The following is a 14,413-nucleotide window of genomic DNA, read 5'->3' on the forward strand; positions in this document are numbered from 1 at the left end:
GAAGAAGGCCTCTCGATAGCTCGACGCCATCACGGCCCCGGCGCGATGGTCGCGCGCGAAGCCTCGGAGCGCGCGTTCACCGCCGGGCGGTACATGTCCTTGGCCACGGCGCCGGGCAGGAAGAAGCTCCCCGGCGTCACGGCCCGGGCCACATAGGCCAGGGCGAAGCCCTTGTTCCCTTCCAGGTCCAGCGCGGCGATGAAGCGGTCGTCGCGGCTTTCCTGGACGTCGGCGGCGGTCAGTTCGCCGAGGAACTTGAACGGACCGTTCTGGGCGTCGTCGGCGCCAAGCGTGGTCTCGATCTCGAAACCGGCCGGCAGGGCGTCGTCGACCACCAGGGCGGTCGAGCGGGCCTGCATCGAGCGGCCGGAGACCAGCACGATGATCCGGTCGCCCTGGCGGATGGTCGCCGGATCGATCGCCCCGCCGCCCATCGACAGCAGGCGCTTGGACACCGACAGGCCGCTGGCCGAGGCGCCCGGGGCCGAGACCGGCGTGCCGCGCACGCTGACCGTCCGCCACAGGGCGCCCTTGCCGGCGTTGACGAAGTGGGCGTCGGTCAGCTTGCCCACCGCCCAGCGCGGCGCGCCGCCGGCCGGCGGCAAGGGCGTGGCGCCCGTCGCGGTGATCGAGATCGGACCCGAGGCCCGGATCAGGGCGTTGGCCGCGTGCAGCAGCGCCGCCTGTTCCTGGGTGTTGAGGGCGTCCGGATCCTTGCTGACGTTCTCCAGCCGGCCTTGCAGCTGGCGGGCCACATCCATCATCCCGGAACTCGGCGGCGAGCGCCGTCAGCACGGCCGTGTCGCGCAGCGGCGTCTGGTACCAGTCCTGCTCGTCCCTGTAGCCGAGGCTCGACACCGCCTGGCGCATGGCCGAGCGGGCGCGGGCGTTGTCGCCCATGCGAGCCAGGCCGGCGGCGACATAGGCCTTGGCGATCGGCTGGCTCTCGTCCTTCATCTGCACGTCATGCCACCAGCGCAGGCGCGCCAGGTCGCCCTTGCCGGCCTTGGCCATCACATAGAGGGCGTAGGCCGAGGCGCGGCGGCGCATGCGCTCCGTCGCCTTCTTCGAGGCGTCCTCGTTGCTCGCCCACCAGCCCGGATATTCCATGCGGTAGGCGACCGACGAGAAGCCCTCGGGCCGGCTGACCTGGCGCATGGCGCCGACCGCCTTGTCGATGGCGTTGTCGGGCACGGCCACGCCTTGCGCCCTGGCCTCCAGCAGGAAGTCGACGACATAGGCGCCAAGCCACGGATCGGCCTCGCCGTCGCCGACCCGCCACAGGCCGAAGGCGCCGTCCAGGGTCTGGCGGTCCAGCAGCTTGCCCACTGCGCCCGCGAGAGCCGCCGGCGTGCGTTTCAGCTTCGGATCATTGGAGAAGGTCTGGGCGTAGAGCAGCGGATAGGCCGTCGAGACCAGCTGCTCGGTGCAGCCATACGGATAGCGCTGCAAGGCCACCGCGATCGCCGACGGGTCGAAGCCCCGGATCGGCGAGTAGCTGACCTGCAGGGTCACGTCGCCCGCCGCCAGGCCCGCCAGCAGCGGATACGAGGGCGTGAAGCTCTCGCCCGGCTTCTGGATCTCGGTGGTGGTGCGCACGATGTCGCCCAGCCCAGGCGGGTCTGGATCGGATAGTCCTTCTGGGTCTGGAAGCCCGGGCCGGCGACCTTGAAGCCGATCTTGCCGATCCCGGTCACATCCGGGGCCAGGAAGGGGATCTTCTCGGCGATTCGCTGGCCCAGGATCAGCTGGAACACCTTCTTGAAGGCCACCTTCAGCCCGTTGGTCGAGAAGGCCTCGGCCGTATAGGCGCCCGGCTTGCCCTCGACATTGTGCAGCTCCAGCGTGGCGTAGGCCTGGTCGCCCGGCGCCAGGAAGCGCGGCAGGTTCAGGTCGGCCACCACCGGCTGGCGCACGGTCAGGGGCTTGGACGCCGAGCCGACGGCCGTGTCGGTCCAGGCCACCGCCTGGATGCGCAGCTCGCCGTTGAAGTCGGCGGCCGGCAGCTTGATCACCGCCTTGCCGTCGAGACCGGTCTCCACGATCCCGGACCACAGGGCCACGGTCTTGATCGGGGTGGTGGTCAAGCCCTCGCCGCCGACCTCGTCGCCGCCGAAATTGACATTGGCCGGCGCGCCCAGGTTCGGGTCGAGCAGACGGCCGTAGTCGTCGCGATAGTTCAGGGTCAGGGCGCGCTTGCCGAAGTACCACTTCACCGGATCGGGGCTGTCCTGGTGGGTCAGGCGCAGGATGCCCTCGTCCACCGCCGCGATGGTGACCTTGGCCTTCTGGCCAAAGCCAAGGCCGCTGACCTTCACCGGAATCTCGACCGGCGCCTTGCTGTCGATCTTGCTGGGCGTGCCGAGGTCGACCGTCAGCTTGCGGTTCTTGGGATCGATCGGGACATAGACCAGACCCAGGGCGCGACGCGGCTTGGGCGAGGCGACCGGGTCGCGCGGCTGGATGACGCTGACCATGACATAGGCCCCGCCGCCCCAGGCGGCCGAGGTCTTCAGGCGCACCGTGGTCCCGTTCTCGCCGACCGAAACGGTCTTGAGATCGATCAGGCGATCGGTGGCGACCGCGATCTGCGCCTCGCCGGCATAGGGCGGCTTGAGCGTGATCTCGACCGTGTCGCCCTGGGCGTAGGTCTCGGGTTCCGGCGGACACCCGGACCACGTCCGGCGCCTCGCCTTCACGGGCCGGAGCGCCCCAGCCCGCCGAGAAGCGGGTGACGGTCCTGGCGCCGTCCGCGCCCTCGACCTCGAGGCGGTAGTCACCCCAGCCCAGGCGGCGGGTGAACCTGGCCGGCGAACCGGCGCCGATATTGACCTGCGCCTTGGCGACGATGGCGTCGCGGCTGCTGCGCCGCCACTGCCAGCGGCCGTTCTGCTGGAACCAGTCATAGTCCCAGCGCTCGGCCACCAGGGTGTAGGTCGCGGTCGCGCCGATGCGCTGGCCGGCGGCGTTGACGGCGATGATGTCGAGGCTGACGGGCGGATCGCCCTTGCCGGCCTCGCCCTGGTCGACCTTGACCCCATAATAGATCGACTTCGGACGCACCTTCAGCTCCAGCCCCTCGCGGACCGGACGGCCGCCCGGCTCGAACACCGAGGCGGTGACCGAGGCCACCAGCGGCTGGGCGGTGTCGCCGGCGTCGGTGGTGGACACCGACAGGATCGCGTGGCCTTCGCCGTCGGTGACGGTCGAGCCGAGATCCAGATACTTCTCGTCGAACGGCTTGGACTGATCGCCCCATTCGAAGCCCTTGTAGGCCGGGAACGGGTCGGTATCGGCGCGCAGGCGGGCCTCGCCTTGAGTCTGCAGGCCAGCGCCCGGCGCGCCGTAGAGGAAGCGGGCCGAGACGTCGACCTTGCGGGCCTCGCCCGCGCCAAGGGCGACGGAGTTCCTGGCCCGTGGCGGTGACCGCCAGGCGCTGCGGCGCGAAGTCTTCGACCGAGAACGACAGGCTGCCGGTCGCCTCCTCGATGCCCTCGATATGCAGCTCGGCGGTCCAGCGGCCGCGCGGGGCCGATCGCGGCAGAGCGATATCGGCCAGCACGGCGCCGGCATTGGCCTGGCTGAACGGATAGCGCTTGAACTCGACGCCCGACGGCCGCTTGACGAGGATCTCGCCCTTGCGGTCGCTGACAGCCTTCGCCATCCGGTCGCGGACCATGGCCGTCAGGTGGACGGTCTCGCCGGGCCGATAGATACCGCGGTCGGCATAGAGGTAGCCGTCGATATCGGCCGCCACGCTGCGTCCGTCGACGCCGCCCTCGGTGCGGCCGCCCACGCCCTGCTTGGACAAGTCGACGGGCGAGCGGTCGAGATCCAGCACGGCCAGGTCGCCTTGCGGACCATAGGCCATGACCATCTTGGCGCGCTCGGCGCCCTGGCCTTTCAGCAGCGGACGCAGGAAGCGCACCCGGCCGTCGGCGTCGCTCTTGGCCTCGGCCAGAGGCTCGCCGTCGGCGGCGACCAGGTTGACGGTCACGCCCGACAGGGTCTTGGCGCTCTTCAGCGAACGGACCACCACATCCAGGCTTTCCGAGCCGTCATAGGCCAGCATGGCCATGTCGGTGAACACGATCCAGCGGCGGGCCTGGGCCGGATTGTTCTCGCTGTCGTCGGGGTCGCGGCCGCCCGAGGCGTCGCGCGCCTTGATGACATAGGCGCCGGCCTTCATCTCCTTCAGCACCGCGCCCAACGGGAAGACGGTGGTGGCCTTCTGGCCGGTCGCGCCGCCGGTGACCTGCACCACGCCCTTCCAGACCCGGCGGCCGTCGTCGCCCACGGCGTCCTCGCCATAGTCGCCAGCCCAGTCGCCCTCGCCGGTCGGATCCGGCGCGGTGATCGACTTGCGGACCAGATTGCGGTCCGGCACGCGCCAGACTTCGATGGCCAGGGCCTGGACGTTGATCGTCTCGATGCCGACGCCGTCCGACTCCTCGCGCGGCAGGATCACGCCATCGCCGGCGAAGCCCACATACGGAGGCTTCTCGCCGAAGGTGAAGTCGACGTCGGCATTGGCGCCGAGCGTCTCGCCGCCCTTGGCGGGCAGGCCCTTGAGCAGGGTGATTCGGTGATCGGTGAAACCGACCCCGCCCAGGCATAGTTCGTCGCCCTTCACCCGCACCGAGGGCTGGCGGCCGAGATCCGGCGAGACCAGCACGAAGTCGGCATAGGCCTTGGACGGATCCAGGTCCTTGCTCATGCGGATGCAGGCCAGCGGATCGGAACCGCTGCTGTCGACACGGGTCTGCCAGACCGCGAAACCCTCGGGCTTGGGAAATCCCGCGACGGGGCGCGTTGGCCGAGCGGGGCTTGCCGAACAGCGACCAGGCCTCGCCCTTGACCGCCGTCGCGCCAGCCGGCTTGCCGCCGCCGAAGAACAGGCCGCCCTTGCCGACCGCGAAGCCGCCGCCGAAACCGAGGACCAACGCCCCCGCCACGGCGATGGCCACCGGGCCTTTCAGCGCGGCGGGCCAGCGCTCCGACACGGTTCGACGAAAGCCTTCCCAGCGATCGCGCCAGGTGTTTTGCCGGGTACCTTGGATGTCGGGACCGCCTTCCGGCGGCGTCTCGTCCGTCGACATCCGTTGTCTCCCACTGATTTGCGCTTGGTTCAGGCGAATTGAACCTAAGCGCGATCAGGGGTCAACGGCGGTCGAATGACAGTCACGACCGATGCTCAAGCTTGCGGGCGATCGCTCAGCGTCGCTCGCTCCGCCAAAGCGGCGGCCAGCCCCGCTCTAGGCGTCGAACGCCACCACGCCCGTGGAGAGGTCGTAGCAGGCCGAGACAACCTTCAGCCGTCCCTCCTCGATCCGCTCGGCCAGGATGCCGTCGGCGACCTTCAGGCGGCCGGCGATGTCGCGGACATTCCGACGGATGGCGGCGTCCTGCAGATCGACCGGGTGTGTCTCGTCCGCTTCGAGCACGGCCGGGATGATCGGCAGCACCATCTCGTACAGCGCCCCATGCAGGTCGGCGTGCTTCTTGGCGACGTCGACCGCCGCGCCGACCGCGCCGCACTTGGTGTGACCCAGCACGACGATCAGCGGCGCGCCCAGGTGCTCGACGGCGTAGACGATCGAGCCCAGACCCTCGCGGCCGACGGTCGAGCCGGCCACGCGCACGACGAACAGTTCGCCCAGATTGCAGTCGAAGATCAGCTCCGGCGCGGCGCGGCTGTCGGCGCAGCCGATCACCACCGCGAACGGCTTCTGGCCCTTGGACAGCTCGGCCACGCGCGCCAGGGTCGGCAGCATCAGATTGGCGCCGCCGCGGGCGAAGATGGCGTTGCCTTGCTTGAGGCGGCCCAGCGCCTCGTCGGGCGCGATCTCCTGCCCGGGCCCGGCGTGTGCGGCCGGGGCGTGAGCGGGATCGGCCTCCAGCGGCTTGACGCTGGCCATGGCCTTGTCGAGCGCGGCCTTGTCGGCGGCCTGGTGCTTCAGGGCGCTGGAGGTCCGGCGCCCCTTCTTGGTCAGCAGACTGGGATGGGCCGGACCATCGCCCTCGGCGAAGGCCAGGGCCGGCGCGGCCAAGCCCGCCAGGGCGCCCAGCAGAAGTCGTCTCGAAACCATTTCGTCCCCCGACGTGGCTTGATGTCGGCGGAGAGCCTATCCGGTTTCGGTTAACCGGGATTAACAGCAGCTCGAAGTCTCACAGCGGCAGTTCGACGCGCTTAACGACCGTTCGCATGGCGATACTGCTGCTGACGCGCACCACGCCCGGGATCCGGGTCAGTTCCTGGGCGTGGACCCGTTCCAGGTCGTCGACGTCGCGCACCACCAGTCGCAGCAGGTAGTCCGAGCCGCCGGTCATCAGGTAGCACTCCGCCACCTCGCGAACACTGGCGATGGCCTTCTCGAAGGCGCTCAGCGCGGCCTCCGCCTGCGACGATAGGGTCACCGTGACGAAGACGCTGAGCGGCAGGCCCACCGCCCGCTCGTCGATCACCGCCGCGTAGCGCCCGATGACCCCGGCCTCCTCCAGCGCCCGCACGCGACGCAGGCACGCGGACTCGGAAAGATTCACCGCCTCACCCATTTCCACATAGCTGGCGCGGCCCCGCCGCTGAAGCAGGCGGAGAAGCTTCCGGTCGAAGCCGTCGAGGTTCACAGGAGGTTTCTTCACCTGAACATACCTTTCACGCAGGATTCCTGCATACCACGGTTCTAGCTGCATGAAATCCCCAGGGAACCTGCGGGCCGCGAGGCGTAAACCGGCGTCAAATCGCTTCTGGAGGAAAGCACCATGCGCGTAGGCGTCCCTTCCGAGATCAAACCGGGCGAACACCGGGTGGGCCTGACCCCCACGGCCGTCCGCGAATATGTCGGCCACGGCCACACCGTCCTCGTCCAGTCGGGCGCTGGCCTGGGCGCTGGCTATGCCGACGAAGTCTATGTCAAAGCCGGCGCGACAATCGCTCCCGACGCTGCGGCGGTCTTCGCTGGCGCGGACATGATCGTGAAGGTCAAGGAACCGCAGAAGGTCGAGTGGGAAAAGCTCGAGCCTCGCCACATCCTCTTCACCTACCTGCATCTGGCGCCGGATCCCGCCCAGACCGAAGGCCTGCTGAAGAGCGGCTGCGCGGCCATCGCCTATGAGACCGTCACCGACGCCAAGGGCGGCCTGCCGCTACTGGCCCCCATGTCGGAAGTGGCCGGCCGGATCGCCGTGTTCTCGGCGGCCGAGACCTTGCTCAAGCACAATGGCGGCATGGGCCTGCTGCTCTGCGGCGTGCCCGGCGTGCCGCCGGCCCGCGTGGTCGTGCTGGGCGGCGGCGTGGTCGGCAGCAACGCCGCCCGCATGGCCGCCGGCCTGGGCGCCGAGGTCGTGGTGCTGGAACGCTCGATCCCGCGCATGCGCGAACTGGATGACCTGTACCAGGGCCGCATCCTGACCCGCTATTCGACCTTCGCCGCCGTCGAGGACGAGATCCTCAAGGCGGACGTCATCATCGGCGCCGTGCTGACCGCCGGCGCGGCCGCGCCGAAGCTGGTGCGTCGCGAGCACCTGAAGCAGATGAAGCCGGGCTCGGTGCTGGTGGACGTCTCGATCGACCAGGGCGGCTGCTTCGAGACCAGCAAGCCGACCACCCACGCCGAACCGACCTATACGGTCGACGGCGTCGTCCACTACTGCGTGGCCAACATGCCGGGCGCGGCCCCGCGCACCTCGTCGGAAGCCCTGGGCAACGCCACCCTGCCGTTCGGCCTGGCCCTGGCCGACAAGGGCCTGGACGCCCTGAAGGCCAACGTCCATCTGGCGCGCGGTCTCAACGTCCTGAACGGTGAACTGACCCATCCGGCCGTGGCCGAGGCGCTGGGCAAGACCTCGGTCGATCCCTACGGGGCCTGGAAGTAGTCCAGAACGTGAAAGGGCGCCGCGCGGCTTCGCACGGCGCCCTTCCTGTATTCGCGCCTTGGGATCACGCCGCGAAGCGGGCGATGTCCAGGCGGCTCTCGACCATGTCCAACACGTCGGTCATCCGGAAGTCCGGGTCGACCGGGTGCAGGGCGTCGTAGACCGAGCGGGCGAAGGCCAGGTCGGCGGCGGTCTTGACCCGCCAGTCCAGGCGCGACCAGTCCCGCGGGGCCTTCAGGTGGGCCTGGCTCCAGCGCTGGGGCTGGTTGCGGATGGCGGCGGTCGGCGAGATGCGGGCTTGCGGGTCACGTTCCTCGGCGGCGGCGGCGCGCAGCGCGGCGGCCGTGATCACCTCGACCTCGAGACCGGCCGGGAAGGTGCGATGCACGCGGTTGGACGTGTAGTCGGCGCCGCTGGACAGGGCCATGCGGACGGCGTCGTCGATGATTCCCGGGTCCATGAACGGCGCGTCGCCCTTCAGCCGCACCACATGGCTGACCGAACTGATCGCCTCGGCGCAGCGGGCGATGCGGGCCAGAATATCGGCGCCGGCCCCGCGATGGACGGTGTGGCCGCGCGAGACGAGGAAGCCGGCCAGGGCGTCGTCGACCGTCTCGCTGCTGGTCGCCACGATGATCTTGGACAGGCAGCGGGCGCCGCGAAGGCGCTCCAGCTGGCGCACGATCATCGGCTCGCCCCGCAGGGTGGCCATCGACTTGCCCGGCAGTCGGGACGAACCCATGCGGGCCTGAAGCACGGCGAGGATCATGACGCGTCTCCCTTCGTTGAGAGGAAACTAGACAATATTCATAAAACCCCGATGAATCAGAACCTTACGCGAGATTAATCGGCAGGCTTAATCGAAGCTCAACGACGCGCGAAATCGCGCCCGTCCTCGAGCATGACCTATTGTCGGGATTGATTCCGGGTGGGCGTCAGGCGACCCAACGTCGCGGGTCGAGCGCGACGGGATCGTCGATCGCCATCTCGTCCCAGTCGAGGTCCGGCGGCGGGCTGGAGGCGGCGGCGACCACCGCCGAGAGCTCGGCGGCCGAGTTGACGCCGACCAGCACGGCCGAGCCTTCCGGGCGCGACAGGGCGAAGCCCAGAGCGGCCTGGAGTGGATCCGAGCGGCCCTCGGCGATCATCCGGCGCACGCGCGACAGACGGCCCGAGGCGCCCTTCAGCTGGGCCGGGACGCGATCGGGCGGCAGGAACAGCAGGCCATTCAGGAAGATCGAGCGCAGGTGGACCTCGACGCCCATGCCGGCGATGCGTTGCAGCGAACCGTCGGCCAGCAGGCGCTGGTCGAGCAGGCTGGCTGGAGCCTGCAGGATATCGGGCTTGAAGCGACGGGCGACGCCGACCGGGTCGTCCGTGGCGTGGGCGGCGATGCCGACCTTGGCGAACAGGCCCTGGTCCTTGAGACGCAGCAGCCGATCCCAGAGGGCCGCGCCGTGCGCGCCGAACAGTTCCGAGGGCGAGTGGACGACGATCGAATCGGCGCGCTCGACGCCGATTCGGCGCAGGGCGGCGCGAGCCTCGGTCTCCACATGGTCGGGCCCGCGATCGGCGCGGGCCGTGGCCAGGCAGACGCGGAAGGGCACTGGGCGCGGGATCAGGTCGCCCAGCAGGGTCTCGGCGCGGCCGAACAGGCCCGAGGCGTCCAGCACCGACAGGCGGGCGCGGGCGGCGATATTGAGAATGTCGCGCGCTTCGGCTTCGGGCGAGCGACCACGCGGCGCCGACGAGCTACCGCCGTCGAGGCCGAACTGGGCCGCAGCCAAACCGAGTTTTGAGACCGAAATGGACATCGCCATCCGTGCGCGAAAACATCAACAGACCGCGACGGTACGCGCCAAGGTTTGAACATCCGGTTTCTGGAACCTTGCCGAGGGGTTAAAGTCACACCGATGACGACCGACCGCTCAGACGACGCCAATGCCGACCCATGGCCCATGCACGGCATGGCCGACGACGCCCGTCCCGCCTTGGCGGCGGCGCTTTGCCGAGGGCCGGCGGCCCTGGCCACCATCATCGCCCTGGGCGACGGCGGACCCCGTCCGGTCGGCGCCCAGATGGTGTTCGGCGAAAATATTCTTTCGGGTTTTTTGTCGGGCGGCTGCATCGAGGCGGACGTCGAGATCCACGCGCGGGCCTGCCTGGCCGACGGCCAGCCGCGCCGCCTCGTCTACGGCGAGGGCAGTCCCTGGCCGGACATCCGCCTGCTGTGCGGCGCGCGGATCGAGATCCTGGTCGAGAAGATCGCCCCCGACGACCCGGCCGCCCGGACCCTGCTGGACCTGGCCAACGCCCGCGCGCCCGCCTTCTGGATCAGCGACGGCGCGCACCGGCTGTGCGTTCGAGGAGCCGCAGGCCCCGTGGCCCGGAGCCTTCGAGCGCGCCCATGACCCAGCCCCGCGGCTGGTGGTGCTGGGCGGCGACCCCACCGCGCTGGCGGTGGCGAGCCTGGGCGTTCAGTCCGGTTTCGAGACCCATCTGGTGCGCCCCAAGGGTCCAGCCGCGCCGCCGCCCCTGCCGGACGTCGCCTATCGTCGCGAGGCCGTCGACGAGGCCCTGGCCGCGATCGGCCTCGACGCCTGGACGGCCGTCGCCGTCTGCGGCCACGACCTGGAGATCGACCACGCCGCCTTGATGGCCGCCCTGCCCTCGCCCGCCCCCTATGTCGGCCTGCTGGGCGCGCGGCGGCGACTGCCGGAGCGGATCGCGCGGCTGAGGGCCTCCGGCCTGAGCGACCGCGACCTGGCCAAGCTGCGCGCGCCGATCGGGCTGGACCTGGGCGGCAAGGCGCCGTTCGAAGTGGCCGTGGCGGTGATCGGCGAGATCATGGCCACGCGGCATGGCCAACCGGCCTTGGCGCGACGGACGGTTGAAGCCTAGGCCGGCGCCGTCTCGGCCCCGAACGCGGCGATGTCCTCCAGCAGCGCGTTGACCGCCATGTCGACCAGCTCGCCGCCCTTTTCGGGCGTGGCCTGGGCCGGGTCGGAACCCATGCGGCCGTCGGCGTAGCGGGCGCGGAAGTCCAGGGCCTCGCGGATCGGCCCCGACGGCGCGATCTTCGGCTCATAGGCCGTCGTCTTGATCGTCTCCGGATAGGCCCACTGAGTCACGGCGATCTCGGAGGGCGTCGCGTGGGAACCGTGGCCGACGGGGAATTGGCGGTTGGCCAGGGCGTTGACGCCGGCCAGATCCCACCAGTTCTTCAGCTTCAGGGCGAACGGCGCCCGCTCTTTCCGGAAGCTGTACTCGGCGTAGATCTCCGAGAAGGCCGCCTCGATCGAGGCGACGTTGCCGCCGTGGCCGTTCAGGAAATAGATCCGCGTGAAGCCGTGCGCGCCCAGCGACCGCACCCAGTCGCCGATCGCGGCGATGAAGGTCGACGGGCGCAGGAAGATGGTGCCTGGAAAGGCCAGGTGGTGCTGGGCCATGCCGATGTTGAAGGTCGGGGCCACCAGGATCCTGTCGCTCGCCCGCTTGCTGGCCTCGTGGGCGATGATCTCCGGGCACAGCCAGTCGGTGCCGAGAAGACCCGTCGGACCGTGCTGCTCGTTGGAGCCGATCGGCACCACCACGCTCGTGCTGCTCCGCAGGCGGGCTTCGATCTCGGACCAGGTGGACAGGGCCAGCAGCATGGGACGCTCCTTCAACAGCAACGTCCCGGCTTTACGCCCAAACGCGCGAGCGTGGCAGCCGAAAGTGTGAGCGGCCGCAGCGCTCGCCACGCGCCACCCTCAATGCGCCGACCGCAAAATGCCGCACTTGCGCCGGAGCTTGTCGTGGCGTCATGTTTCGACAAGAGGCGGATGAAATCCGGCCGTGGAGGAAGCGCGATGGCCGAACCGGGCCATGCCGAACGGGTTCTGTCAGTGCTGCGCGACGGCGCGGCGACGCCGCTGGCCGCCTCGTGGCGCCGCAGCCTGACCCAGCATCGCCTCGACCCCGAGAACCGCAGGCCGCCCGAGACCCTGTCCGGCGCGGAGCTGCGCGAGGCCCAGGACCGGATGGGCCCGCTGCTGGCCGCCGCCCAGGACAATCTCGACGCGCTCTTCCAGGCCGTCGGCGACGGCGGCTGCTGCGTGCTGCTGACCAATGCCGAGGGCGTGCCGGTCGATCGCCGTGGCGTGGCGGCCGACGATCCGGTGTTCCGCCGCTGGGGCCTGTGGAACGGCGCGGTGTGGAGCGAGGCGCGCGAGGGCACCAACGGCATCGGCACCTGCCTCGCCGAGCAGCGGGTGCTGACCATCCATCGCGACCAGCATTTCCACACCCGCAACATCGGCCTGTCCTGCACCGTCGCGCCGCTGTTCGACCCGACCGGACGCCTGGCCGGGGCGCTGGACGTCTCCTCGTGCCGTTCGGGTCTGGAGGGCCTGACCGGCCTCGTCGAGCGCGCCGTCACCGACGCGGCCCGCCGCATCGAGGCCCGCGCCTTCCGCGAGGCCTTCCCCCAGGCGCGGATCGTCCTGCTGCCCGAGAGCTCGGCCGATCGCGCGTCCGTCCCGATGCTGGCGGTCGACGGCGACGACGTGGTGATCGGCGCCACCCGCGCCGCGCGCGTAGCCCTGAAACTGACCGATGAGACCCTGAAGCGCGGCCTGCCCTCGCCCGATCGCTCCGCCGATCTTGCCTCGCTTGATCTGGATAGGGCGGAACGCGCCGCCGTTCGCCGCGCCCTGACCCAGGCCGGCGGCAATGTCTCGGCCGCCGCCGGCCTGCTGGGGCTGTCGCGCGCCACCCTCAACCGCAAGCTCAAGCGCCTGGACCTGGCGCGCGGACGGGAATTCCACTGAAGCTGTCTCAGATCTGAGACACTCGGCTCGCCGTGCGCCGGTCGGCATGCGCCATCGCGCCCGCGCCGCGCCAGTCTCGCCTCCAAGACGCCGTCAGGCGCATGGAGGAAACTCATGACCAAACCCGAATTCATCGAGTCGCTGGCGCGTCCGCCGTTCAAGGCGCGCTACGACAATTTCATCGGCGGCCAATGGGTCGCCCCGGCCGACGGCCGCTACTTCGACAACAGCTCGCCGATCCACGGCCGCAAGATCTGCGAGATCGCCCGTTCGCAGGATGTCGACATCGAGCGCGCCCTCGACGCCGCCCACGCCGCCAAGGCCGCCTGGGGCAAGACCAGCGCCGCCGACCGCTCGCGGATCCTGCTGCGCATCGCCGACCGCATGGAGGAGAACCTCGAGGTTCTGGCCACCGCCGAGACCTGGGATAACGGCAAGCCGATCCGCGAGACCCTGGCGGCCGACATCCCGCTGGCCATCGACCACTTCCGTTATTTCGCCGGCTGCCTGCGCGGCCAGGAAGGCTCGATCTCCGAGATCGACCACGACACCGTCGCCTATCACTTCCACGAGCCGCTGGGCGTGGTCGGCCAGATCATCCCGTGGAACTTCCCGCTGCTGATGGCCTGCTGGAAGCTGGCCCCGGCCCTGGCCGCCGGCAATTGCGTGGTGCTCAAGCCCGCCGAGCAGACCCCGGCCTCGATCATGGTCTGGGCCGAGCTGATCGGCGACCTGCTGCCCGCCGGCGTGCTCAACATCGTCAACGGTTTCGGCGTCGAGGCCGGCAAGCCGCTGGCCTCCAGCCCGCGCATCGCCAAGATCGCCTTCACCGGCGAGACCTCCACCGGCCGGCTGATCATGCAGTACGCCAGCCAGAACCTGATCCCGGTGACGCTGGAACTGGGCGGCAAGTCGCCGAACATCTTCTTCGACGACGTGGCGCGGGAAGACGACGACTTCCTCGACAAGGCCCTGGAGGGCTTCACCATGTTCGCCCTGAACCAGGGCGAGGTCTGCACGTGCCCCAGCCGGGCGCTGGTCCAGGAGTCGATCTACGAGAAGTTCATGGAAAAGGCCCTCAAGCGCGTCAACGCCGTGGTCCAGGGCAGTCCGCTGGATCCGGCCACCATGATCGGCGCCCAGGCCTCCGAAGAGCAGCTGAACAAGATCCTCGGCTATATGGACATCGGCCGGAACGAGGGCGCCAAGCTGCTGGCCGGCGGCCATCGCAAGGTCCTGCCGGGCCAGTTGGCCGACGGCTACTATGTCGAGCCGACCGTGTTCGAGGGCCACAACAAGATGCGGATCTTCCAGGAGGAGATCTTCGGCCCGGTGCTGGCGGTCACGACCTTCAAGACCGAAGAGGAGGCGCTGGCCATCGCCAACGACACCGCCTTCGGCCTTGGCGCGGGCGTGTGGAGCCGCGACGCCAACCGCTGCTACCGCTTCGGCCGGGGCATCGAGGCCGGCCGCGTCTGGACCAACTGCTACCACGCCTATCCGGCCCACGCGGCTTTCGGCGGCTACAAGCAGTCGGGCGTGGGCCGCGAGACCCACAAGATGATGCTCGACCACTATCAGCAGACCAAGAACATGCTGGTCAGCTACAGCCCCAAGGCGTTGGGCTTTTTCTGATCCCGACCAATAACCGTCCGCCAGTCGCTTGAGCGCGAGAAACCACAATGGTCTTCTTGCGCCGGGCGGCTGGCTTCGCCTATTCCGGCGAC

At 69.7% G+C, this 14,413-nt stretch carries 8 protein-coding genes and 2 pseudogenes; 4 read left to right on the forward strand and 6 right to left on the reverse strand.

All coding sequences use genetic code 11. From position 1 onward, the window contains the following. Positions 1 to 29: 29 nt before the first annotated feature. The 3 genes and pseudogenes from ACHMW8_RS06460 to ACHMW8_RS06470 form a co-directional block, all read right to left on the reverse strand. Positions 30 to 5,099, reverse strand: a pseudogene (locus ACHMW8_RS06460) (alpha-2-macroglobulin family protein). A gap of 156 nt (positions 5,100 to 5,255) precedes the next feature. Continuing rightward, positions 5,256 to 6,089 carry a carbonic anhydrase gene (locus tag ACHMW8_RS06465; protein ID WP_125159576.1) on the reverse strand — a complete coding sequence of 278 codons (834 nt, stop codon included), beginning with the start codon at positions 6,087 to 6,089 and terminating at the stop codon, positions 5,256 to 5,258. Between the two features lie 79 nt (positions 6,090 to 6,168). Then, complete coding sequence (locus tag ACHMW8_RS06470) at positions 6,169 to 6,642, reverse strand: Lrp/AsnC family transcriptional regulator (protein ID WP_125159577.1); 474 nt, start codon at positions 6,640 to 6,642, stop codon at positions 6,169 to 6,171. 120 nt (positions 6,643 to 6,762) lie between these two features. Between ACHMW8_RS06470 and ald the strand changes: the two genes are divergently transcribed. Next, positions 6,763 to 7,875 (forward strand): alanine dehydrogenase, encoded by a 1,113-nt coding sequence (gene ald / locus ACHMW8_RS06475; protein ID WP_395445072.1) that lies wholly within the window; start codon positions 6,763 to 6,765, stop codon positions 7,873 to 7,875. Positions 7,876 to 7,939: 64 nt separating this feature from the next. On the opposite strand, the gene ACHMW8_RS06480 is transcribed toward ald, so the two are convergent. Then, on the reverse strand, positions 7,940 to 8,644 hold the full coding sequence (locus ACHMW8_RS06480) for a glycosyltransferase family protein (protein WP_125159579.1): 705 nt from the start codon (positions 8,642 to 8,644) through the stop codon (positions 7,940 to 7,942). Positions 8,645 to 8,810: 166 nt separating this feature from the next. Then, positions 8,811 to 9,689 (reverse strand): bifunctional regulator KidO, encoded by an 879-nt coding sequence (locus ACHMW8_RS06485; protein WP_395445073.1) that lies wholly within the window; start codon positions 9,687 to 9,689, stop codon positions 8,811 to 8,813. Between ACHMW8_RS06485 and ACHMW8_RS06490 the strand changes: the two are divergent. Next, a pseudogene (locus tag ACHMW8_RS06490) lies at positions 9,682 to 10,776 on the forward strand (XdhC family protein). The gene ACHMW8_RS06485 and the pseudogene ACHMW8_RS06490 overlap by 8 nt on opposite strands. Here the strand turns inward: ACHMW8_RS06490 and ACHMW8_RS06495 are convergent. Continuing rightward, positions 10,773 to 11,528, reverse strand: coding sequence for a creatininase family protein (locus tag ACHMW8_RS06495; RefSeq protein ID WP_395445074.1), 756 nt, complete (start codon positions 11,526 to 11,528; stop codon positions 10,773 to 10,775). The pseudogene ACHMW8_RS06490 and the gene ACHMW8_RS06495 overlap by 4 nt on opposite strands. Positions 11,529 to 11,726: 198 nt before the next feature. On the opposite strand from ACHMW8_RS06495, the gene ACHMW8_RS06500 reads away from it, so the two are divergent. After that, the gene (locus ACHMW8_RS06500) at positions 11,727 to 12,686 is read left to right on the forward strand and encodes a GAF domain-containing protein (protein ID WP_395445075.1); all 960 of its coding nucleotides are present in this window, start codon (positions 11,727 to 11,729) and stop codon (positions 12,684 to 12,686) included. 114 nt (positions 12,687 to 12,800) lie between these two features. Further along, entirely contained in the window at positions 12,801 to 14,321 is a 1,521-nt protein-coding gene (gene adh, locus ACHMW8_RS06505) for an aldehyde dehydrogenase (RefSeq protein WP_395445076.1), read from the forward strand. Positions 14,322 to 14,413 lie beyond the last annotated feature (92 nt).

The sequence above is a fragment of the Caulobacter sp. UC70_42 genome, assembly GCF_044056025.1.
In the GTDB taxonomy this organism is placed as follows: Bacteria; Pseudomonadota; Alphaproteobacteria; order Caulobacterales; family Caulobacteraceae; genus Caulobacter.